General features: G+C 42.8%; 23 protein-coding genes. 6 read left to right on the top strand and 17 right to left on the bottom strand.

Features of this window, described 5'->3' with window-relative positions:
- Positions 1-21: 21 nt before the first annotated feature.
- Complete coding sequence (locus tag NPA43_RS17055) at positions 22-639, top strand: cupin domain-containing protein (protein WP_099728006.1); 618 nt, start codon at positions 22-24, stop codon at positions 637-639.
- Positions 640-679: 40 nt separating this feature from the next.
- On the opposite strand, the gene NPA43_RS17060 is transcribed toward NPA43_RS17055, so the two are convergent.
- From NPA43_RS17060 to NPA43_RS17070, 3 genes are all read right to left on the bottom strand, one after another.
- The gene (locus NPA43_RS17060) at positions 680-1051 is read right to left on the bottom strand and encodes a DUF423 domain-containing protein (RefSeq protein WP_034621882.1); all 372 of its coding nucleotides are present in this window, start codon (positions 1049-1051) and stop codon (positions 680-682) included.
- A 70-nt stretch (positions 1052-1121) separates the two neighbouring features.
- Positions 1122-2429, bottom strand: a complete 1308-nt coding sequence (locus tag NPA43_RS17065; protein WP_256499095.1) for a purine/pyrimidine permease — start codon at positions 2427-2429, stop codon at positions 1122-1124.
- A gap of 33 nt (positions 2430-2462) precedes the next feature.
- Positions 2463-2795 carry a YwdI family protein gene (locus NPA43_RS17070; RefSeq protein WP_256499096.1) on the bottom strand — a complete coding sequence of 111 codons (333 nt, stop codon included), beginning with the start codon at positions 2793-2795 and terminating at the stop codon, positions 2463-2465.
- Positions 2796-2964: 169 nt separating this feature from the next.
- On the opposite strand from NPA43_RS17070, the gene NPA43_RS17075 reads away from it, so the two are divergent.
- Entirely contained in the window at positions 2965-4323 is a 1359-nt protein-coding gene (locus tag NPA43_RS17075) for an aldehyde dehydrogenase (protein ID WP_256499097.1), read from the top strand.
- Between the two features lie 28 nt (positions 4324-4351).
- On the opposite strand, the gene NPA43_RS17080 is transcribed toward NPA43_RS17075, so the two are convergent.
- Together NPA43_RS17080 and NPA43_RS17085 are read right to left on the bottom strand one after the other, a co-directional pair.
- A complete protein-coding gene (locus NPA43_RS17080) occupies positions 4352-5038 on the bottom strand; it encodes a uracil-DNA glycosylase (protein WP_099728010.1) in 687 nt (228 codons plus the stop codon).
- Positions 5035-5862: a glycosyltransferase family 2 protein gene (locus tag NPA43_RS17085; protein ID WP_256499098.1), complete on the bottom strand. Its 828-nt coding sequence runs from the start codon at positions 5860-5862 to the stop codon at positions 5035-5037. The genes NPA43_RS17080 and NPA43_RS17085 overlap by 4 nt, the downstream gene beginning before the upstream one ends.
- 128 nt (positions 5863-5990) lie before the next feature.
- On the opposite strand from NPA43_RS17085, the gene NPA43_RS17090 reads away from it, so the two are divergent.
- On the top strand, positions 5991-6296 hold the full coding sequence (locus NPA43_RS17090) for a general stress protein (protein ID WP_256499099.1): 306 nt from the start codon (positions 5991-5993) through the stop codon (positions 6294-6296).
- A 125-nt stretch (positions 6297-6421) separates the two neighbouring features.
- A complete protein-coding gene (locus NPA43_RS17095; protein ID WP_099728013.1) occupies positions 6422-7231 on the top strand; it encodes a bifunctional hydroxymethylpyrimidine kinase/phosphomethylpyrimidine kinase in 810 nt (269 codons plus the stop codon).
- A 161-nt stretch (positions 7232-7392) separates the two neighbouring features.
- Here the strand turns inward: NPA43_RS17095 and NPA43_RS17100 are convergent, their stop codons facing one another.
- From NPA43_RS17100 to NPA43_RS17120, 5 genes are all read right to left on the bottom strand, one after another.
- Positions 7393-7647 carry a hypothetical protein gene (locus tag NPA43_RS17100; RefSeq protein WP_099728014.1) on the bottom strand — a complete coding sequence of 85 codons (255 nt, stop codon included), beginning with the start codon at positions 7645-7647 and terminating at the stop codon, positions 7393-7395.
- Between the two features lie 198 nt (positions 7648-7845).
- Complete coding sequence (locus tag NPA43_RS17105; protein ID WP_249704839.1) at positions 7846-9303, bottom strand: sucrose-6-phosphate hydrolase; 1458 nt, start codon at positions 9301-9303, stop codon at positions 7846-7848.
- Positions 9304-9322: 19 nt separating this feature from the next.
- On the bottom strand, positions 9323-10711 hold the full coding sequence (locus NPA43_RS17110; protein ID WP_256499100.1) for a sucrose-specific PTS transporter subunit IIBC: 1389 nt from the start codon (positions 10709-10711) through the stop codon (positions 9323-9325).
- Positions 10712-10964: 253 nt separating this feature from the next.
- The gene (locus NPA43_RS17115) at positions 10965-11798 is read right to left on the bottom strand and encodes a PRD domain-containing protein (protein WP_099728017.1); all 834 of its coding nucleotides are present in this window, start codon (positions 11796-11798) and stop codon (positions 10965-10967) included.
- Between the two features lie 52 nt (positions 11799-11850).
- Complete coding sequence (locus NPA43_RS17120; RefSeq protein WP_230030567.1) at positions 11851-12129, bottom strand: hypothetical protein; 279 nt, start codon at positions 12127-12129, stop codon at positions 11851-11853.
- Positions 12130-12630: 501 nt separating this feature from the next.
- Between NPA43_RS17120 and NPA43_RS17125 the strand changes: the two genes are divergently transcribed.
- Positions 12631-15057 carry a S8 family peptidase gene (locus NPA43_RS17125; RefSeq protein ID WP_230030566.1) on the top strand — a complete coding sequence of 809 codons (2427 nt, stop codon included), beginning with the start codon at positions 12631-12633 and terminating at the stop codon, positions 15055-15057.
- Positions 15058-15375: 318 nt separating this feature from the next.
- Here NPA43_RS17125 and NPA43_RS17130 read toward each other — a convergent pair whose 3' ends face one another.
- The 3 genes from NPA43_RS17130 to NPA43_RS17140 all read right to left on the bottom strand — a co-directional run bounded on the left by NPA43_RS17130 (position 15376) and on the right by NPA43_RS17140 (position 18506).
- On the bottom strand, positions 15376-16380 hold the full coding sequence (locus NPA43_RS17130) for an LLM class flavin-dependent oxidoreductase (RefSeq protein ID WP_249704851.1): 1005 nt from the start codon (positions 16378-16380) through the stop codon (positions 15376-15378).
- A 54-nt stretch (positions 16381-16434) separates the two neighbouring features.
- Positions 16435-17184: an oxygen-insensitive NADPH nitroreductase gene (gene nfsA, locus NPA43_RS17135; protein ID WP_256499101.1), complete on the bottom strand. Its 750-nt coding sequence runs from the start codon at positions 17182-17184 to the stop codon at positions 16435-16437.
- A gap of 110 nt (positions 17185-17294) precedes the next feature.
- On the bottom strand, positions 17295-18506 hold the full coding sequence (locus NPA43_RS17140) for an FtsW/RodA/SpoVE family cell cycle protein (protein ID WP_099728023.1): 1212 nt from the start codon (positions 18504-18506) through the stop codon (positions 17295-17297).
- A gap of 477 nt (positions 18507-18983) precedes the next feature.
- On the opposite strand from NPA43_RS17140, the gene NPA43_RS17145 reads away from it, so the two are divergent.
- A complete protein-coding gene (locus NPA43_RS17145) occupies positions 18984-19247 on the top strand; it encodes a spore morphogenesis/germination protein YwcE (protein WP_034321979.1) in 264 nt (87 codons plus the stop codon).
- 77 nt (positions 19248-19324) lie between these two features.
- Here NPA43_RS17145 and qoxD read toward each other — a convergent pair whose 3' ends face one another.
- The 4 genes from qoxD to qoxA are packed head-to-tail and all read right to left on the bottom strand — an operon-like array spanning position 19325 to position 23266.
- Positions 19325-19705 (bottom strand): cytochrome aa3 quinol oxidase subunit IV, encoded by a 381-nt coding sequence (gene qoxD / locus NPA43_RS17150; RefSeq protein ID WP_099728024.1) that lies wholly within the window; start codon positions 19703-19705, stop codon positions 19325-19327.
- Between the two features lies 1 nt (position 19706).
- Positions 19707-20324, bottom strand: a complete 618-nt coding sequence (gene qoxC, locus NPA43_RS17155; RefSeq protein WP_099682291.1) for a cytochrome aa3 quinol oxidase subunit III — start codon at positions 20322-20324, stop codon at positions 19707-19709.
- Positions 20324-22282 carry a cytochrome aa3 quinol oxidase subunit I gene (gene qoxB, locus NPA43_RS17160; RefSeq protein WP_034321971.1) on the bottom strand — a complete coding sequence of 653 codons (1959 nt, stop codon included), beginning with the start codon at positions 22280-22282 and terminating at the stop codon, positions 20324-20326. The genes qoxC and qoxB overlap by 1 nt, the downstream gene beginning before the upstream one ends.
- A 27-nt stretch (positions 22283-22309) precedes the next feature.
- A complete protein-coding gene (gene qoxA, locus NPA43_RS17165; RefSeq protein ID WP_099728052.1) occupies positions 22310-23266 on the bottom strand; it encodes a cytochrome aa3 quinol oxidase subunit II in 957 nt (318 codons plus the stop codon).
- Between the last annotated feature and the right edge of the window lie 218 nt (positions 23267-23484).

Here is a 23484-nt window from a genome sequence, read left to right on the forward strand (position 1 = left end):
AAAAGCCTAGAGGTGACATCAATGACTGTTGAGCTGGATTATACTTCACCAAATGTCAAATATTCATACGATCTGAATCAAAGCCCCCTCGTCAAATATGATCAACATAACCTGATAAATGTTTTAGGAAAAAAACAATTAAACTCGTTGGATCAAGTATCCCTGCTTGATATATATTTGAGTAAAAGTAAAGTAGTAGAGCCTCATTATCACCAAAATGCCGCAGAGCTTGTTTACTGTATAACCGGTTCTGCTGCTGTATCCATGCTGAATCCATTTACAAAAAAGCTGCACACCTATACCATCACCCCTGGGCAGGTGGCAAACGTGCCTCAAGGCTGGTGGCACTATGAGATCGCCCTCCAGGACAGAACTCATTTGTTAGCCATTTTTAATGCATCTACGCCAGAAGTGATCCTAGGCTCAGACCTTCTCACCCTTACCCCCTCTCACATCATGGCACATACGTATTGCATGAACGAAACGCAGTGGAAGAAGGCGACACAGCCTGTGAAACCAAGTGTGTTTATCGGACCGTTCTGCCACCAAGAGGAAGAGGCCCAAACGCACCCTGTCCCTCCTTCTCACTACGTCCCTTATTATCAAGCACCGCCCAACTACACCCCTTACTGGAGTTAAGAAAAAACCGATGCCCCCATCAGAGCATCGGTTTTTTGACTTATAAATTTTTTGCTGCTGCAATGACAAGCATGATCCAAGAAGCGATAAACGCCACTCCGCCAATTGGGGTAATGGCACCAAGAATCTTCACCTGAGTCAATGCCAGCACATAAAGGCTTCCTGAGAAGAAAAGGATACCTGCAAGCATTACCCAGCCAGCGGCCGGTACTAAAGAGACACCTGACAGCTTATCTGCAAGAAAGGCCACTATAAATAGTCCAATCGCATGGAACATCTGATATTGAACACCTTTATTCCATATCTCAATATACTTTTCAGGGATTTTCCCTTCCAGTCCATGTGCACCGAAGGCTCCAAGCCCAACGGCAAGCATGGCGTTAATGGCACCTAATATGAAAAATAGTTTCATTCATCATTCTCCTTATCTCGTTCATTATGTTTATCATAGCGCGGGTTACATCCGACATTCAACTTTCCTTTTACGCTGACACGAGATTGTCGGATTTCTTCTTCTTTCTTAACAAGACTTGGTCAACAACGATCGCAATGAGTGTGCCGAGAACAAGACCATTGCTTAATAATGAAATGAGCACAGGGTGCATGCCTTTCAAGGCTCCCTGCGGCACAAACATTGCCCCCACGCCTGCTAAAACGGCAATCCCAAGAACAAAGCGAATCCGTGGAACCTCTTCCTTTTCATATTGATCAAATTCAGACATGGCGATCCCAATCATAGAGGAGAACACCACAAAGTTCACAGCAAGCCCCACAGGTGACGGCAATGCGGAGAAAAAGCTCATCAATAATGGAAATAAACTAATGAGGACAATGAGCAGACTTCCTATGAAAAATGGCTTTCTCGATGGAATTTTCGTTGTCTGGATAAATCCTGCTGCTCCGGAAATAGGTACAGGCGCAATGGCACCGATCAATCCGCTCAGTAAGTGACCAAATGCTGCGACAAAACCAGCAGGCCGAGCTCTCTTCCGCTCACGCAGTTCACCAAATGCCTTCACTGAACTTTCCACAATTCGAATACTTGCCAGCATGTTCACAATGAGTAAGATCGTAATGAAAAAGGACGTGACAAGTAGTCCACTGTCAAAGACCGGCATGCCGAATGGGAACAGCTTCGGAAACTCGATGATTTTTTCTGGAATTCGAACCGGCTTTGCCAACCCGAGTAGAGCGAATAACAACCAGCCTCCTGCAAGGGCAAATAACACAGAAAACTGTCTTAAGTAATGCCATTTTGAGCGGCTGATCATGAAGGTGAGGACAATAATCAAGATCGATAAACAAAAGACAAGCCCGTCCACCTGATTTCCCCGATAGCCGATGCCCATTAGCCCTTTCATGATTGGCTGACTTAACTGCACAACAAGTAAAAGCAGGTAAATGCCAGTGACGACTGGCGTAAATAAAGATGCGAGCCAATTAATGATTTTAAATAAACTAAAAATAAAAAAGAAAGCAGCACTAAAAATTAAAGCCCCTTGTAATGCTTGCAGAGTTTCAGGATACGTCGCAAAGATCGTCCCTGTCATACCTGCATAAAGGGTATACACACCCCACCACAGCCCTGCTGGACTTTCATTGATCGGCAGCATATGACCGCATAAACACTGCACCATCGCCACAAGTCCAAGTGAAAAGAATGTACTCTGAATCAGCTCTGCCGATTGCACTTGATTCAATTCAAACGCTTGTGCAATTGCAATCGGTACTGCAATAGAAGCTGCGATAAAAAATGCCATCCACTGAATGGCGCCCAAAAATAATTTCAACCCAATCACCTTCCCTTTGTCGTGACAAGACCACTAAAAATCAAAAATAGAGTCGCCGTTCCCGTCCTTCTCTTTTTGCTCCTCTTCTTTATGCTGCAACTTTTTTGCACCACTCGTGCCCATCAGCTTCTCAAGCATGGCTTGATCCGGAGACCCAGACGGTGCAGATGGTGTAGATATGGATGGAGGTGGTGAAATGACCGAAGACTGTGGCATTTGCACCTGTGACGGCGCGTCAAGAATGACATCACATAGTGAAGAAATCGCCGCCACTTGACGTTTCACCTCTTCATCATTTCCACTTTGTTTCGCTTTTTGAATCGCTTCCTCCATTTTTTGAAGCAGGCTTGATATATGGATATTCAAGGGTTGACCCTCCAATCATAAAAATTCGTTTTCAACTTTATTTTACCAAATGAACAAACCAAATGGGTTCATTTTTTCAAAGCAGTGCGCTTATGTACCTCTTATTTGACCAGTACCGGTGATTCACACATAATAAAAGGAACAAAATCGTCTATGAAAGGATTGAATAATGGACAAGCTCACTGCTCTTTTTAACAAACAAAAAGTCTTTCACAAGCCGGCGGTCCAAGAACGTATCCGCATCCTTAAAGACTTGAAAGCAGAAATCAAACAGTTTGAAAAGGATATTTTACAAGCCTTAGCACATGATTTACATAAATCGGAACAGGAAGCTTATACAACAGAGATTGGGATGGTGTATGAAGAAATCAATCATACCATCAAGCACCTTCATAAATGGGCGAAGCCATCCCGCGCGAAAACACCACTGACTCATATTGGATCGAAAAGCATGATCATCAAGGAACCGTACGGAAGTGTTCTCATTATTGCCCCTTGGAACTATCCTTTCCAACTGGCTCTTTCTCCATTAATCGGAGCCATTTCAGCTGGAAATGCCGTCATCTTAAAGCCGTCAGAACTGACGCCGCAAGTCTCACAAGTGATCGGCTCAATTGTGGAACGTGTGTTTCAAGAAGATCATGCGGCAGTCGTAGAAGGCGGTGTAGATGTCAGTACAGAGCTGCTGAAGCTGCCCTTTGATTATATCTTCTTTACTGGAAGTGTGGCTGTCGGCAAAGTCGTCATGGAAGCGGCCGCAAAGCATCTGACACCTGTCACACTTGAGCTTGGCGGAAAAAGCCCTTGCATTGTCATGCCTGATGCCGACATCAAGCTTGCTGCGAAGCGAATCACTTTTGGAAAATTCACCAATGCTGGTCAAACATGCATTGCACCAGACTATTTGCTTGTTCATGAATCCATCAAAGAGGACCTTTTGCGGGAAATGACGGCTTGTATCCGTGACTTTTATGGCGAACAACCCGAAACGCATCCGCACTTTGGGAAAAATGTCAGCCAGCGTCATTTTGACAGACTCTCACAATTTCTTTTAAATGGTACGATCGTGACGGGCGGACAGTGCAATGAACAGGAGCTCAAAATCGCACCGACCCTTTTAGATCACATCTCATGGGAAGATCCCGTGATGCAGGAGGAAATTTTCGGACCGATTCTGCCTGTCATGACCTTTCATTCTCTGCATGAAGCAGCGGACATGATCAAAGCAAGGCCGAAGCCGCTCGCCCTTTACTTATTTACAACTAGTAAAGAAACAGAAGCATATGTCCTAGACAACCTCTCATTTGGCGGAGGCTGTATCAACGACACACTGATGCATGTGGCCACTCCTTACTTGCCATTTGGAGGCGTCGGAGAAAGCGGCATAGGACGATATCATGGGAAGGAAAGCTTTTTCACCTTTACGCATGAAAAAAGCGTCCTGCGTCAGACCAATCGCTTCGATTTTTCCTTCCGTTATCCAAATGCGAAAAATGGACTCGACATTGTCCGTAAATTTTTAAAATAAACAGGACGAAGGGGGTTTCCCCCTCGTCCTATTTTGATTCAATATCCTTGATACACCAGTTGATTTCTTCAAGCCCCATTTGCTTTAAATATGCGTTTGCCTGAGAAAACGGACGGCTGCCAAAAAAGCCGTTTCTTGCAGAAAAAGGACTTGGGTGAGGTGATTCAATGATGTAATGCTTGTTTTGATCAATGCGTTCTTTCTTATTTTGGGCATGTCTTCCCCATAACACAAAGACGACGGGCTGATCCCGTTCATTCAGCACATCAATCACCCGGTCTGTCACGCGTTCCCAGCCCTTGCCTTTATGCGAATTCGCCTCACCCTTTCTCACAGTTAGCACGGTGTTTAAGAGCAGCACACCCTGTTCTGCCCAGCTGACAAGAGAGCCATGGTTTGGGACAGGACAACCAAGATCATCCTTTAGCTCCTGAAAAATATTTCTCAAAGACGGCGGCTGTCTGACACCAGGCTGAACAGAAAAGCTTAATCCGTGTGCCTGTCCTGGGCCATGATAAGGGTCTTGTCCCAAAATCACCACTTTGACCTCTTCATACGACGTCAAATGAAGGGCACGATAAACGTCATCGGGTTTCGGAAAAACGGTCTGCATGCGATATTCTTCCTTCATCCACTCACGTAATTCCTGATAATACGGCTGTTCAAATTCACTCTTCATGACAGCCCACCAGCTATCATTTAAAAATGGCTTCATTGCGGTTCTCCTCCTTCTGCCTGCTGTGCCAATCTTGAGATCATCGGTTTTCCATCCCACACAATCTCACTCTCTGATTCTCGTTTTTTCATCGCTGGTTCTTCTAGTAGGACAGCAAAGTTAGCTGTCGGCAGATCGCCAAGTTCATGCTTTTCACTTAGATCATTTAAGTAGTTCTTCCTTGTTTCACCAAGATCACTAGACTGATTTCCACCGCCATCAAAAAACGCATAGATCACGCTGGCAGCTGGTACCCGTTTTACTCGCGCATGCTGTGATACACGCAAGAAAAAGTCCCAATCCCAGTAATGATGCATAGCTGGGTCAAAGTAGCCAACCTCTTCGTGTATGTGGCGTTTATACATACTGCCCGAAGGAACATATGTAGAAAAGACACGCATATCTTCAATGTCCGCTGTATAAGCAAACAAACGTCTCGATAATGGAAAACGGATAGCGCCTTTTTCTTCAAATGAAACAATTTCTGCGTCAGAAAAGACAAAGTCGGCGTCGTCCAGCGCCTTGCTCATACGTTCGATATGACAAGGTGTGAAGTAATCATCGTCGTCACTTAGCATGATGACATCGCCTGTCAGCTCCCGCACCCCCACATTTCTTGCATTGACATGCTGGACATTCTCATCTAAATGAATCAAGCGGATCGGAAGTTCAGGATAGAGTTCCTGAATGATGTCCACTCGCTCCCCTGCATCATTCACTACTACAATTTCAAAAGGCTGTACGGTTTGTCTCGAAATGGATTCAAGCAGCTCACACAGCGCGCTTAGTCTGTTATGCGTCACAATTAATAAGGATATCTTCATATTCAACTTACTCCTTTAATAGATTCGTCTTTTTCCATTAAAACATAAATTGGCTTTCTTCTCATGATATAAAAGGTGGTTTGATTTTGCGGGAAAATGGGAATTTTTGATGGAAAGGAGTGATCACTATGGAATATATCACGGTAGAGAATAGCAAAGAAGCGAAACAGACCATTGAAAACTTACATTCATCAAAGGATGCCGTCTTCGTTTTTGCGTACGATCCAGAACGCTCTGATAACGTAACTGAGTATACAGATGCCAAAAGCATGACAGCAGTCGATCAAGGAATTTTAGATCAAGTTGCCAATGTCATTCGCACCCGGGATGATGAGCTCATGGCCAAAATGATGTCGGTCGGTGCTGATCAGGAGTTAGCCTTAACGCTTTTAGAGGAGCTGAAAAAAGGAAAATTGGTGATTAGTAAAAGATAAGGATTTGAAGCGTTTCTCTTTGAGGAACGCTTTTTTATGTCGTTTCATTGTGATAAATGGAAAAGCTGATTATAATAAGGGGTAGAACAAGAACTGTTACACATCACATTGGAGGTTCAGCAACTATGTCTATGAATAAAGCACTCACCATCGCAGGTTCGGATTCAAGCGGCGGTGCAGGTATCCAAGCAGATTTAAAAACGTTTCAAGAGAAAAACGTCTACGGGATGACAGCTTTAACAGTTGTCGTTGCAATGGACCCTCATAACTCATGGGATCATCAGGTGTTTCCAATCGATACGGCGACCATTCGTGCGCAGCTCTCTACAATTGTGGAAGGCATTGGAATAGATGCTCTAAAAACAGGCATGCTCCCAACGGTCGACGTGATTGAACTCGCGGCTGAAACCATCAAAACATATGATTTGAAAAATGTCGTCATTGATCCTGTCATGGTTTGTAAGGGGGCAAACGAAGTCCTTTACCCAGAGCATGCTGAAGCTTTACGTGAAAAGCTCACGCCACTGGCAACCGTCATCACACCTAACCTTTTCGAAGCAGGTCAATTAAGCGGCATCGGTGAGATCAAAACGATCGAACAAATGGAAGAAGCAGCAAAACGCATCCACAAACTTGGTGCAAAGTATGTCGTCATCACTGGAGGCGGTAAGCTTAGCCAAGATAAAGCGATTGATTTGCTTTATGATGGACAAACCTTTGAACGCCTTGAATCTGATAAGATCGACACACAATATACACACGGCGCAGGCTGCACATTCTCAGCGGCAGTCACAGCTGAACTAGCGAATGGATCAGACGTGAAGGAAGCCATTTATGCAGCAAAAGAATTCATCACTTCTGCCATTAAAGGCTCATTCCAGCTAAACGACTACATCGGACCAACCAAGCATTCCGCTCATCGTTTTGACAAATAAAACAGTAAAAACCGATTCACCTTTTTAATGGGTGAATCGGTTTTTTGTTTATCGATATTTAAAAACAGACCTTTATCTTCAATTGTCAGCACCTTCCATTTTCGTTCCGTAAAAAAAGCGCACTCGCTCCTGAGTACACTCTTTTGCCCCTACATGAATGCCTACTTTTGCTGATCCGATTCTTTCGCGATTTTTCGAATAAAGGCTTCAATGGATTCTACAAATAAGGCATATTCTTTCATTTGTTTATACGTATCTGACAGCTTCTCTTTTAACTCTTCCTGCTCTAGAGAAGGTTCACCGAGAATAGATTGGACTTGAATGAGCAATTCTTTATATTCTTCACGTTTATCTTCAACATGATCTGCCATTGTCTCCAAGCGCTTTCTAGTCGTCGGCTGCTGTTTTGAATTCAAGTAAACAACCCCTTTTTGTCCTGCCGCATTTGGATAAACGTCAGCCTCAGCTGTATATATTTTAAAATGATACCATAATTCAACCTGTTATCATATATGTAAAACGTCATCAAACCGCTCACCACCGCCTGAGGCAACTCTTATTTCTATGCGCTATAGGCTTTAAGATACAGGCTGATCTCACTAGAAAAAAGCAGATCAATGACCTGCTTCTTTTTGTAAATGCCATGTCTTTAGTTTAAGCTTCGTTTCATTTCTGCCACTCATCGAGATTGATTTATTTCCCGGGGAAGGAAAGTAACGTGAGGTAAATACTTCCCTGCCTCCGTTTACAAAAATCTCAATCGACGATGCATCGATAAAGATATGCAGGTCCTGTAATTCCTCTATTTCTACTTCACGAATTTCCTTTGCTCGATCTTCAAATCGATCTCGTTCTAATGTCAGTTTCCCCTCATCTTTATCATAAAAGATACGGGCAGCCGCACGAATACAGCATTCAAACCCTTTTTGTGTTTCAATTTGATCAATAAATACCTCTGCGCTCGTAATATCATCTACAGGAATAGAATGAACAGAGCGCTTAATATGAAATACATGCTCTTGCTCATTTGTCCGCATGGTCTGAAGCTCAGTTACTGGCTTTTGAATAAGATGTCCCTCATCATCTAAACGGAGCTCTCTCGGAATCGTTAAGCAGTGTATCCATTGATAGGAAATCGTCGGGTGATGCTCTTCTCCTTGATCAGGAACACCCATCCATCCAATTAAAAGACGCCTGCCTGATTCGTCTTGAAAGGTCTGCTGCGCATAGAAGTCAAAGCCTCGATCCAGCTCCTCAAATTCTCCGTGTGTATATTGGTAAGAGCTATCATCTAATGTACCAACAAAATAGCCTGATTGATGTGTATTTTGATATTTTAAGCCATCAGGCTTGAGCCCTTGCGGTGACACAATCAATACATCACGGCCGTCTAATTCGAACAGATCTGGACATTCCCACATATATCCGAAATCTTCTAATCCATTCTTTCCACTGCCTGCAATAATGCCCTGAAACGTCCAATTGTCTAATGTATCAGAGGTGAACAAGACAAGATGTCCTTTGAGATCTTGGCTTTGTGCACCTAGAACCATGTACCACTGACCATTTCGCTTCCATACCTTCGGATCACGAAAATGTGCGGTGAATCCTTCTGGCAATGTCGCCACGACACCCTTTTTCTGAAAATGAATGCCATCGTCTGAAACAGCTAAACATTGATATGTCTCACGGTTACCTTGTTCATCACGAACATTTCCGGTATACATCACATACATGTTTCCATCGTCAATGACGGCACTGCCAGAATAACAGCCATTTTGATCAAACCAATCACTTGGGGCAAGAGCGGCTTCTTCATGCTGCCAATTCACTAGATCTGTAGATGTGTAGTGACCCCAGAATTTTGCACCATGTCCCGTTTTGAATGGCTGCCATTGATAAAAGACATGGTAAATCCCCTTCCACTGAATCAATCCATTTGGGTCATTTAAAAGACCAACTGGCGGCATCAAATGAAAATGCTGGCGGTACACATCTTTTTTCACCAAATGCTCATAGTTTCGAATACGGTCTGCTACCTTTTGACGAAGTGCTGCGTCAATTGTTGTCATGACTGTGTCCACTCCTTGATTATTTTTCGACTTCTTTTACTTTAAAGATGATGGTGAGAATAAATGAAACAGCAACAGCGATTAACATACCAATAACATAATTTACCACATTTTGTAAACCAAATGGTGCTGCAATGGCAATCATCGGAATACCTGTTAAACCATAAGCGTTAGCTGCTACCTTCGTGAAGACAACGAATGCTCCGCCTAATGCGCCTCCGATCATTGCGGCAATAAACGGATTACGATAGCGCAGGTTCACACCGAATATCACAGGCTCTGTAATGCCTAAGAAAGCAGAAAATGCGGCTGGAAGTGCGATTTCTTTTGTTTTCGCACGCTTCGCTATGAAAAAGACAGCCAATCCCGCCCCGCCTTGCGCTACGTTGGACATCGCCCAGATCGGCAGCAAATAGTTCCGTCCAATGTCATTCAGCAGTCCTGCCTCAATCGCATGAAAGCTATGATGAACCCCTGTGAGCACAATTAAAGAGTAAGCACCTCCGAAAATGAGTCCTGCTAAGAATCCTGCATGGTCATAAACAAATGTCAGTGCATTTGAAATTCCTGTACCGAGCATTCTTCCGAGCGGCCCAACCGCTATAAACGTCACAAATCCAGTCACAATCACCGTCACAAACGGGGTCACAAGTAAATCAATACTGTTCGGCACGACTTTTCTTAAATGCTTTTCAACAAGACACATGATATACACAGTCAATAAAACCGGGATGACTGTTCCTTGGTAACCAAGAAGAGCAATATCAAAATTGAATAAATGCATATACTCTGGTTTCGCCTCTGTCAGTCCCCATGGGTTGAGCAGGTTAGGGTGAATCATAATTCCCCCAATGACGGCACCTAAGTACGGATTTCCACCAAACTCTTTCGCTGCACTGACCCCAATTAAAATCGGTAAAATGATAAAGGCAGCACTCGAGAACATATCAAGCATTTGGAAGATCGCGGAGCTTGGATCAACCCATTTAAATGCTTTCATCATGCCTAGAAGACCCATTAATAAACCGCTCGCAACAATCGCCGGAATAATTGGTACAAAAATATTCGATAACGTCTTGGCAAAACGGGCAAGTGGATTCATTTTTTGTTTCACTGCTTCATCATGGCTGACAGGCTTTTGTTTCTCGTCGTCTGTCTCAAGACCGATCTCACGAGCAAATGGCTCATATACCTTGTTGACAGACCCAGTCCCAAAAATGACCTGAAATTGTCCTGAGCTTGAGAAAGCCCCCTTCACACCATCAAGCTCTTCAATGGCCTCTTTGTCAATCAAACCCTCATCTTTCATCACCAACCTGAGCCGTGTGGCACAATGCGTTGCACTAATGACATTTTCTTTACCACCTAATAATTTTGTTAATTCTTTCGCTGTTTTTTGATAATCCATGTTGTCTCCTCCTTTTTTAAAGCAAAAAAGACCTAAAATTCACCAACGATCAAAGGACATACACGTCCCATCGTTACGCAAATTTTAGGTCTTGCCTGCCTGACAGTCACAATCCCACGATATCGAATTTTGATTACGCTTTCATCATAGTATAAGAGTGTGACCTGCGTCAATCTATTTTTTCGAATCAAATGACCCATATACACTAATAAGAGTAGTGTGCATAAAAAAAGCCTGCATGCAGGCACAACCATTAAACCAATTCGGCATCTTGCAGACGCTGGACATGCAGCGTGATGTAGCCGATCTCCGATTTAGGGAGATGAAGTCCATATTCATTTTTCAACAAGTCAGCGAGTCCAAGTGCACACTGGTATGACGAATCATACTTTGTTTGGATAAAGAACAGCATCTCATCGTCCATAATTTGAAATGCCTCATTCGATTCCAACCTGCCTAATGCATACCTCAAATGTGTCACTAGCCGCTGATAGGAAATACTATCCTCATCAATCGAGTGATTAAAATAGCTTTCAATATGCTCGATCATTTCTTTGATCATCGTTGTGTATTTGACGGTCTTCTTCATGGACTCCGTATTCATTTTGGCCGTATGAATATGAAGCGCCACATATCCTGCCTCATCGTCCGGCAGTTCAACCCCAAGCCGCTCCTTTACATAACGAATGGCATACTTTCCAATGTCATATTCCTGCTTATATAAGACTTTGATCTCACCAAGCAATTTATTATATAGCACAATGCCTTTTTGAACGCGTTCAATGGCGAAGGATAAATGATCCGTCAGTGATATGTGGATATGATCACTGAGCGGCAACATGAGTTCACCCTCTGCATAACTGATAATATGCTCTGCCACCTCAATATGCGCTTCTGGCAATGTCGCAAGAATTTGTTTGAATTTCTCATTTTCTTCACGCACAACAAATATTTTCTCTATTTTTTGAACGGGAACGACGTCATTTTTCCCCTTCTGAAAAGCAATTCCGGGCCCCATCACAATTTTCTCCTGATCCCCCTCCTTTACAACCACTGCATTGTTATTCAATATTTTATATATCTTCAAGGGGTATCCTCTCCCACCAGATAACGTTTCTTATGTGGGATTTTACCCTGTTTCACCTCTTCTGTAAAGGGAAGAGCGGACCAGCACGCGCCTCTCTCGTCGTCTTCTCATCAAGCATCATCAGACTTTGCTGAAACAGTTTCTCTGCCCTGCGCTTCTTCTTATTTTTCTCTGCCAGCTTCTCTTGCTGTCTCTCTTTCTCTACTTGAAAGAACCCAGCATCCACTGCGGCCGCTTTAAACCGCTGCTGCTTCATCATCACACCAGGATTCACAAGCACATTCATCATGAAACCAAACCATACACTCAACCAGCTTTTCAATTTCTTCACTGAACATCCCTCCGCTTTTCTTAGAATCTAGCAGCTCTAGCAAAATAACTGCTCCTATCATATCCCGAGAAAAAAGAGAGGTTTGTCACAATATGGGTGAAAAAACAAACTAGTTTTCAGAAGTTTTGTTGAAAAGTGCAGAAGATCATCACGTTCCATGATCTTTTAAGAAAAATATTATACACACACTATCCAAAAGATAAGCACACCTTATCAACAGAGTTTATCCACATATCAACACCCTCTCACTAGATTTTGTGTATGGATTTTTTTTATTTTCCATATATGTATCCGAATATTTGAGTTATCAACAGACAATTGTGTATAAGTGCGACTTTATAAACAAAATAGTTCTTTATAACTATGTAAAATAAGACCATTTTAGTAAAGGAATTGTTTTCATCGTATTGAATACTTAATAACGGGCAGTGAATCTTTCCTATTTATCCACAAAAAGAAAGGCTATCTCCCTAAATACACAGCTAGAAAGGGGAAAATTAATTGAAAAAAGGAATCTCTCGTTCTTCTGTTCTATTGTTCTCCACTATTTTTATTTTATCCACATTCTTTTCAGGTCAACAGGCTGCTGCCGCCCCATCTAATAAACAGATGGAACTGGAAAAAGCAGAAATCTTCGGCGAAATCAATGTCAACTCAAGAAAACAAACCACTGTCATTGTTGAACTAAAGGAAAAATCCTTAGTTGAAGCCAAGCAAGAAGGCGAAGCACAAACGAAAGCCTCCCTCAAAAAATCTCGAACAAAAGTAAAGAAGGCAGCACTCAAAGAGGTAGATAAAGCGAGTGTTCGTCAAGAATATGAAAAAGTCTTTTCTGGTTTCTCTATGAAACTTCCTGCTAACGAAGTCCCGAAGCTGCTCGCAGTTGACGGAGTAAAAGCCGTTTATCCGGATGTTACATATAAAACAGATGAAGTGAAAAAGGAAAGCGTCCAGCTGCCCAATGAGGATGTCTCCCCGCTTATGGATAAAAGCGCTCCATTTATCGGGGCACCAAAAGCATGGGATGCCGGCTATTCTGGAAAAGGGGTAAAAGTCGCTGTCATTGATACTGGCGTAGACTATACCCACCCTGATTTAAAAGGAAACTTCGGTTTATACAAAGGCTATGATTTTGTTGATCATGATTATTCTCCGCAAGAGACGCCTAAAGGAGACCCTAGAGGCGAATCCACAGATCACGGCACACACGTCGCAGGAACGATTGCGGCGAATGGACAAATCAAAGGTGTCGCAAAAGATGCCACGCTTCTTGCGTACCGTGTACTTGGACCAGGTGGATCCGGGACAACTGAGAACGTGCTTGCAGGCATTGACCGTGCTGTCACTGACGGAGCAGATGTCATGAACCTATCTCTTGGAAACAGTGTCAATAACCCTGATTACGCAACGAGCATCGCACTCGATTGGGCCATGTCTGAAGGCGTTGTCGCTGTCACATCAAATGGAAACAGCGGTCCGAACAGCTGGACAGTCGGTTCTCCTGGTACGTCAAGAGATGCCATTTCTGTCGGAGCAACTCAGCTTCCGTACAGCCTTTACAATGTGAAATTCCCGAACTATTCTACGGCAAAAATCATGGGCTATTATCAAGAAAGTGATTTAAAAGCACTTGACCAAAAACAAGTCACACTCGTCCCATCAGGTATCGGTGACGAAAAAGCATTTGAAAACATCGATGTCAAAGGAAAGGTTGCGGTGATTGAACGCGGAGCCATTGCCTTTGTTGATAAAGTGGACAATGCAAAAGCCGCTGGTGCAATCGGCGTTGTGATGTATAACAATACCGATGGAGAAATTCCAGTAGATGTACCAGGTCTCGCTCTTCCTACGATTAAGCTTTCAAAAGCTGAAGGAACAGCGCTTGTCAAAGCCATTGAGGCTGGAAACCATACAACGACTTTCTCCATTCAATTTGTCAAAGAACTTAGTGAGCAAGTAGCTGATTTCTCATCTCGCGGACCTGTTGTGGATACGTGGATGATTAAGCCTGACCTATCAGCGCCTGGCGTCAGCATTGTGAGTACGATCCCAACACATGATCCTTCACAGCCTTACGGATATGGCTCTAAGCAAGGAACAAGCATGGCATCTCCACATGTGGCAGGGGTTGCAGCGATCATTAAGCAAGCGAAACCATCGTACTCTACTGAACAAATCAAAGCATTGCTCATGAATACAGCGGAAAAACTGTTTGACGCAAATGGCAGCCCATTCCCTCACAACACACAGGGAACAGGCAGCGTTCGAATCATCGAATCACTCCAAGCGTCTTCTATCGTTTCTGATGCCAGCTATTCTTACGGCACTTTCTTAAAAGAAAAGGGCGTTCAAATCAAAACGAAAAAATTCAAGGTAGAAAACCTTTCAAAAGCACCGAAAACCTATACCATTGATTACAAATTCGATGGTAGCGGCATTAGTACAAACGGAACGAAAAAAATCACTGTCAAAGGGAATTCCACTGGATCATTTACTTCTGCGGTACAAGTGAAGTATGCAAAAACCAAAAAAGGAACGTACCAAGGCAGTATCACAATCCGTGAAAATGGCAGAAAGGTCACTGAAATTCCTACTTTATTGATTGTGAAAGAACCTGATTACCCGCGCGTCACTTCGGTTTCAGTTGAGCCGGATAACCGTGCTGGAAGCTATGTCATTAGCAGCTATCTTCCTGGTGGTGCTGAAAACCTCGCATTCCTCGTCTACTCGACAGATGGAGAGTATTTAGGTGAAGCAGGTGTTTATCAACATGTTGATAAAGGGGAGCACCGCGTGAAGTGGAATGGCACGATCAATCAAGGCCAAAAGCTGGAAGCAGGTGAATATACAATGCTTGCGTATGCGAGTCTGAAAGGCAAATCAGATACCGTTCAAACGAAAGAACCTTTCGACATTTACCCCGAATAAATGTGAATCACAAGAAAAGCCTTGCATGAGCGGATCAGCTCATCAAGGCTTTTCGATCATATATGGAGGAAAAAGAGACTAATGTTGATATTGCTATGGATCGTTTCTTTTTTGACTGCTTTTTTTCTTACGATCATCTTGGTTTGTTTTTTGACCTTTTTACACGCGAAACAGCCTCGTCCTTTTCATCAAGCATGCGAGCTGACTGTCTATGTCTCCTGTATCTATCCGCTCAGTTTGCTGGTGACAGCCGCCTTTATTTTCATCATGATGCTCCTTTTCCCCTTTTACTGGCTGCGTGGACGGTAAATATTCATATTATGCATCAAATGCTTCCTTTAATAAACGATACGATGTGAGCCGATCTTGCATATGATGTGTGATGGTCACAGCGATCAATTCATTTGTATGATAAGCCTTTGCTAGTGCTGTAAGCTGCTGTTTCACAGAAGATGGCGTCCCAACCACCATCCTCTTCCGATTGGCAGCCACTCGTTTTTGTTCATATGGACTGTAGGAATAAGCCTGTGCATCTTCATATGAAGGAAATCCCCCAAGATTCTGACCCTGTTCATTGGCTAGTAAGGATAAATCTAGGCTGACAGCCAGCTTCTCTGCCTGCTCCTCTGTTTCTGCACATAAAACGAAGACCGCAAGATTGACGCGCGGCTCATCACCGAATGCTGAAGGTTCAAACCGGTTGATATATTGCTCCACAGAGTCTTCTCCGCCTTCACCATTAATAAAAAGAGCAAACGTGTAGCCAGCACCTGCTTTCGCTGCAAGCCTTGCACTCTCTCCAGATGAACCAAGCATCCATACCTCTGGTGCGGTTTCTACCTTCGGAGAAGCGGTCAGGTGAGGCAGCGGGTAGAATTCATCCGCTAGATCATGTAAATAGACCTTCAATTCTTCTACCTGCTCAGGATACTGATCACCTAGACGCTTTCGCTCACCATGATGAAGTGCAATGGAGGAAATCGGCATGCCACCAGGAGCACGTCCAATCCCAAGATCAATTCTGCCAGGAGCTAAGGCTTCGAGAACCCTGAAGTTCTCTGCTACTTTATAGGCACTGTAGTGGGGAAGCATGACGCCTCCTGAGCCAATACGTATGTTCAACGTAACGGCTGATAAATGGCCGAGAAGCACCTCTGGACTCGATCCTGCAAGCCGATTTGAAAAGTGATGCTCTGATACCCAAAAACGGTGATAGCCCCACTTTTCTGCCTGCTTTGCCAGCTCAACGGTTTGTCTCAGCGCTTCAGCAGGCGTTGCATCTCCAATCAAAGGAGATTGATCCAGTATACTTAATCTCATGATGCTGCACCTCTTACAGAAATCCCCCTCTCTCAATCGAAAGGGGGATGTCATTATTTATTTTCGATTAAAGCCCTTCTCTTTCACAAAATCTCCAAGGAAGGCACGCTTTGGCTTGCTAAAGCCCCGAAGCATCTGCTCAGACCAAGTATCTTTTCTATCGCCGTTTGTTCGTTCTTCATAATATGCTGAAATACGATCATCGTATTCTTTTAAATAACGATCCACATGGGCTTCATCTTGCTGATATGAGTTTTCATGATAAATCAGTTCAACTGGCAGCCGTTCCTTTTGTGAAGATTGATTGGCTGGATGTCCGACAACTATACCAAATAATGGCAGCACATAGGAAGGTGTTTCAAGTAATTCAGAGACTTCTTTCAGCTGATTACGCAGTCCACCGATATAGCAGATCCCAAGTCCCATTGATTCTGCGGCTACACTGACATTTTGCGCAGCCAATGCCGCATCAATCACACTAATGAGGAAGGCTTCCGTATTTTCAAGCGCCTCCTGATGGTTCTTACCTGCTTTTTGAGCAATGTAATCGTGACGCTTCAAATCTGCACAGAAGACAAAGAAATGCCCATTCCTCTCAACGTATGGCTGATTCCCAGCCAGTTCAGCAAGCCTCGCCTTCTTCTCCTGATCCGTTACACCAATGATGCTATATGCCTGCACATAGCTTGATGTTGAAGCAGCCTGTGCGCTTTTGACAAGCGTCAGCACCTCTTCCTTTGTCAAACGCTCGTCTGTAAACGAACGGATGGATCGATGATTTAATATGGTTTCTATCGTTTTATTCAATTCGTAGACCTCCTTCACTCCTTCTATCATAAGACAAAGACATATTGCTTTTCAAAAATTAGAACTCGCACAAAAAAGACAGCCTATGCTTAGACTGCCCTTTACCCATTTTATTTAAATAAATAACTTTGATATTTCGTTAATTGAACACTTGCGTTATATGCGATCCCGAATCCAATGAGAACAGATAAAACAGAGCTTCCCCCGAAGCTGATAAATAAGAGCGGAATTCCAGTTACAGGCATCACGCCTATGTTCATCCCAATGTTCTGGAACGTATGGATCACAATGAGTGCTGTATATCCCACACAGAAAAATGACGCAAATCGGCTATAAGGATGGATACGGTCGATCAGTACGACAAGCCGGTAGATCAGGAAGAAGAACATGATCACAACAAATGCACAGCCGACAAAGCCAAAGGCTTCTCCTATAATCGAGAAAATCATATCTGTTTGTGCTTCTGGGACATAGACTTTTAAATTCTTAATGCCATTCCCAAAAATTTGACCTGCACCAATGGCCATGATGGCTTGATCCACTTGATATTTATCAGACCCAGATGCATCCTGTGTCTGCGCCTGGTTAGCTGAAGTAGAACTATCGGGCAGCCAAGCGGTAATCCGGTTGATTTGATACTGCTGAATTCCAATTTTTTGCGCAAAATCAGGGAAGAGAATAATCACGGCTAACACAGCGGCAACTAATAGCACAACCACTGAACCGATAAGAGAGATCAATTTCCAATTGACCCCAGATAAAAACACCATCACGACGACAATAAACATACAGACAGCAGCCGTACCCGCGTCCTGCATAAAGATGAGTCCAACTGGTACAGCAGCCACCCCGGCAATTTTTAATAGAAGAAAAACATCATCCTCTAATGTCCGCTTTCCTCTAGGGGTTGCCTTCCCAATAACAGAAGCAAGCATCATAATCAAACCAATCTTCATGAACTCTGAAGGCTGAAATGTTCCAACTCCCGGCAACACAAACCAGCTTTTTGCACCATTTTTAATTGGAGCAAAATCATGACCTGCAATTTGCGCCGGAGCAACTTTCAATAGAATTAACAGCATAATGCCGCCTATAAAAATATATAAGCTCAGCTTTTCTAATTGCTCGAGGTCAAAGTAATTAATGGCCACAATACATATCACCCCGACCATGTAGTAAATGATCTGTCTGGTCCATGCATTAGATCCATACTGCCCAAATTGACCCGCAGCATAAATAGCGATGACACTGATGGCAAAGAAGGCTAAAAATATAAAAATCAAATCTCCCTGATAGTAAGGAGATGTATTCTGCTTGTTCATGAACTAACCACCCTTATTACAAAACATAAAAGCCCTTATTTATATTAGATTGAAATTTTCACAAAAGCAACTCACTTTAAATATGACGGAAGATACGTCCAAAAGGTTCCAATCAATTTTCTAAAAATGAAATACTTTTCATCCTAACAATAGGAAAAAATTCCTTTCCACTCTTTCATTTCAACCCATCACAAGTCCTTTAAAAAGATTATTTTACAGATGTTAAGGGGAAAATTCAATGACCTATGTGGCGATATGACAAGCAAACATCAAGCCAGCATAAAGATGTACTGAGGAATGAGGAAAAAACCATTTTCTACGGAATAAGGCCCATTTCCCATTTATTGAGTTTACTTCAAAGTCAATTGTGGTATAATACTTGTAACAAAATGTTCACAATATCTCCTAAAAACAGACACAATTGCATCCTGACCTCTCATTTGATTTGAACATCAACTAACAAAGGAGTTGGATACGATGGATATGTTCTTTGCGTACCTCTGTATTGCAACGGCTACACCCCTGTTTTTATGGCTAGAAAACAGAAAAATCGCATTAGCTTCAATTCCACCTATTTTGATTATGTGGATTTTCTTCGGTCTTTACATGACAAGCAGTTTATCTCCAACAGGACATACCTTCATGATCGCATTCTTTGCCATTAACGTAATTCTGGCTCACATTGCAGCGTTCCTCATCTATGGACTTCCATTCATTCGCAAAAGATTCAGCAGCAGATAGATCTCGCACCACCAATTGGAAGCGCTATCGCAATCATCATAAAAACCACTCATCTATCAAAGATGAGTGGTTTTTTATTATTGATCTGAATGCTCAGACTGCTTTGGCGCAGACGGTGAATATCCGTCTTTGCTGTTCTCTCCGTGGCTGTAGTGAGCCGCGAAGATCCAAACAGATCCGATGACGAAGATAATCGCACAGAATAGACCAAACAGTGTATTTCCGACTTGAACAGTCCCGTTCTCGCTCTCTGTCATATGCATGAACATGAACAGCTGCAAGAATGCTTGAATGAATGCAAAACCAAAGATAATCCATAGTTTTGCGGCACTGCCAATTTCAGCTCCAATGGCAATCCAGAATGCTAAGATTGTTAGCACGATGGATAGGATGAAACCAACTACGTGTTTCCAAGGGAAGTGATCGTGCTCTGCTGAGGAATGAGTTTTTCCAGCCATATCACAAAAGCCCCCCTAATCCGATCAAGTACACAGCTGTGAAGATGAAAATCCATACAACATCAAGGAAATGCCAATACAGACTTGAAATAAAGATCTTCGCTGCTGTTTGTGGAGTTAAACCACGTTTTTTAATTTGGAACAAGACCCCGGTAATCCAGAAGATACCGATTGATACGTGTAGTCCGTGAGTTCCTAAAAGAACGAAGAATGCAGACCAATACGCACTTGTATGGATGCTGGCACCCTCGTGTACATAATGGAAGAACTCATAAATCTCAAAGCCAACGAAGCCTGCACCTAGAAGTAGTGTAAGAATTGTCCAAATGACAACCCCTTTTGTACTTCCACGGCGCATTTCATGAACGGCAATCCCACATGTAAATGAGCTCACTAATAGCAGGAATGTCATGATCAATACAAGCTTCATATCAAATAGCTCAGCTGGTAAAACGCCGCCAGCTGTTCTGCCATGAAGAACAAAGTAGGTCGCAAAAAGTGTTGAGAATAACACGATTTCCGCGCCAAGGAATATCCAGAAACCAAGGATGTTTAAACGTCCGGTTTCAGACTGATATTCAAGCGGTGCATTTGCATAGCTGCTATCATTATGTCCCATTACTTCTGCGCCTCCTTATTCTTTTTCTCTGTTTCAATCACTTCTTCAACAGGAATGTAGTAGCCATCGTCATATTCAAATGAACGTAAAATCATTGTTGCGAATACACCGATTAAGCCGATAACGCCAATCCAGTACCATTCAAATACAAGACCGAATGCACCAAGTCCGAAGAATGCAGACATGATCAGTGGTCTGCCTGAATTGTGCGGCATGTGAATTTTCTTGAACTCTTTTTCTGGATGAACGTCCACATTGTTTTTCTTCCAATGATGGAATGCATCTGGTGTTGTCACTTCTGGAAGTGCTGCAAAGTTATAATGCGGCGGAATTGCAGAAGATGTCGCCCAGTCAAGTGTACGTCCTTCTCCCCAGCTGTCTCCAGACACTTCACGTTTTGCGTGTCTCCAGCTGTAGTAAATGTTATAGCAAAGGATGATGAATCCGATACCCATCATGAATGCACCAATTGTTGAAATAAAGTTTAGTGCAGTCCAGCCATCTTCAGGTCCATACGTATAAATACGTCTTGGCATTCCTTGCAGTCCTAAGAAGTACTGCGGGAAGAAACAGATATTGAATCCGATCATGAATACCCAGAAGAACCATTTGCCGATTCTTTCGTTTAACTTGTAGCCAAACATTTTTGGATACCAGAAAACGAGACCAGCGAAACAAGCAAATACAGTACCTGCGATTAATACATAGTGGAAGTGGGATACAAGGAAGTACGTATTATGGTACTGGTAATCCGCAGCTGCCATCGCAAGCATAACCCCAGTTACACCACCGATCACGAAGTTCGGGATGAAACCAAGTGCCCAAAGCATTGGTGATGTAAAGCTGATACGGCCGCGATACATCGTAAAGAGCCAGTTAAAGATTTTAACACCTGTTGGTACAGAAATCGCCATTGTTGTAATCGAGAAGAATGAGTTAACCGCTGCACTGTTCCCCATTGTAAAGAAGTGGTGAACCCACACAAGGAAGCTCAGAACAGAGATTGCCACAATCGATACAACCATCGCTTTGTAACCAAACAACTGCTTTCTTGAGAACGTCGCAAAGATTTCTGAGAAAATACCGAAAGCCGGCAGGATCACGATATATACCTCAGGATGTCCCCAAATCCAGAAAAGGTTCGCCCAAAGCATTGGCATACCGCCTGCTTCGAGTGTAAAGAATGCAGAACCGAATAAACGATCAAATGTCATAAGTGCTAAAGCAACTGTTAATACAGGGAAAGCGAAAACGATGATGACAGACGTAATCAATGTTGTCCATGTAAACATTGGCATACGCATAAGTGTCATACCTTTTGTACGCATTTTTAAGATGGTCACCATGAAGTTAATACCTGTCATCAGTGTACCAATACCTGCAATTTGGAGCCCGAGCAAGTAGTAGTTTTGTCCAGGTCCTGGTGAGAAATCATTTCCGGCGAGCGGCATGTAACTCGTCCAGCCTGCACTTGGTGATCCTCCAATAACGAAGGAAATGTTGAACAGCATTGCTCCGACCATGAATGTCCAGAAGCTAAGGTTGTTCAAATACGGGAATGCAACGTCACGTGCACCAATTTGAAGAGGAACAACGACGTTGATTAAACCAATTAAAAATGGCATCGCCATGAATAGAATCATGATCGTACCATGTGTTGTGAAAATTTCATTATAGTGGTTGGAATCTAAAAACGTATTATTAGGAAGCGCCAGCTGTGCGCGCATCATCAGTCCGTCTACCCCACCGCGGAAGAACATAATCACAGCAGCAAGGATATACATGATCCCTAGCTTTTTATGATCAACTGATGTTAACCATTCTTTCCAGAGCCATTTCCACTTTTTGAAGTATGTTAAAACAAAAACGATGGCAATGGAAGTAAGAGCGATAGAAATTTGCGCACCAAGAATTAATGGGTCTCCAGTTACAAAAAACTCATCCCATTTTAAATGCATAACGGCCTCCTCCTTTCCTTAGTCAGTTTATTCACTATCTAGTTTTCTTTTATAGTTCTTCACATTCTCGAAAGGATCTGTTTTGGAATGCGGAGAAACTGATTGATAACCTAAACGTTTGCGTGCTTGGAGTGCATATTCAGAGTCCTCTCCATGCTTCGCAAAAGATAAATGTGTTGATGAGAATGTCTGCACATCTGCTGCATCAGGAAGCATCAGGATGTCATACGTTTTCTTCGTTAACTTTGGTGCTTCTTTTTTCGTTTTGTTTACCCATTTATCATAGTCAGACTGCATCATCGCATTGACTTTGAATTTTTGCTGAGCAAAGCCCTCACCTGTGAAGTTGGCGTTTCTTCCTTCGTATGTGCCTACTTCATCAGCTTGAAGATACTGTTCCATTTCCATTCCAGCCATCGCATACTTCTCCCCGCCTAGCTGAGGAATCCATAGTGATGCCATTGTATCAGCGGAAGTGATTTTGAATAAAATCGGCTGATCTTTTGGAATGTTTAAGTAGTTCACTGTTTCAATATTTTCCTCTGGATAACTAAAGATCCATTTCCAATCAACTGCTGTAGCATAAATGACAAGTGGATCTTTATGGCTTGTTGCTTGAGGTGCCTCTTCCAAAGAGTAAATTGTTTTGACAGTTGGAACTGAAAGGGCAGCAACGATTAATATTGGGATCACTGTCCAGACAACTTCTAGAAGCGTATTCCCGTGTATTTCTGGGTTATAAGAGGCGTTTCCAACGTCCTTACGCTCACGGTATTTAACCAAAATGATGGTAAACAGTACAAATACCGCGCCAACGATAAAGAGCATGAATCCGATAGATAAAAGGATTAAGTCTTTTTGTTGTGCTGCGACAGGTCCTTTAGGATCTAAAACAGCGATATTGCTGCAACCTCCTAATACAAAAACACTCACGAGCATCGCTAATAAAAGCATAGGTTTAATGGCTCTGAACAAGAAGATCACCATCCTTCCTTAGATAATGTATAAATTGCTGAATAATTGTGAAAAGCCATCTGCCTTCGAAAACTTTTCTTCCCTTTGTAATGCTATCAAAATCTGTAGAAGTTAGCTTCCCTTTTTTCAAAAGTTCATTTATTTTTCAACAGATTTCTATTAAAATGTCATAAATTCGACATAAATTTATATTATTGCACACACACTAAATTTCTAGGAATTTGAAA

The sequence above is a fragment of the Bacillus pumilus genome (genome assembly GCF_024498355.1).
Taxonomy (GTDB): Bacteria; Bacillota; Bacilli; order Bacillales; family Bacillaceae; genus Bacillus; species Bacillus pumilus_P.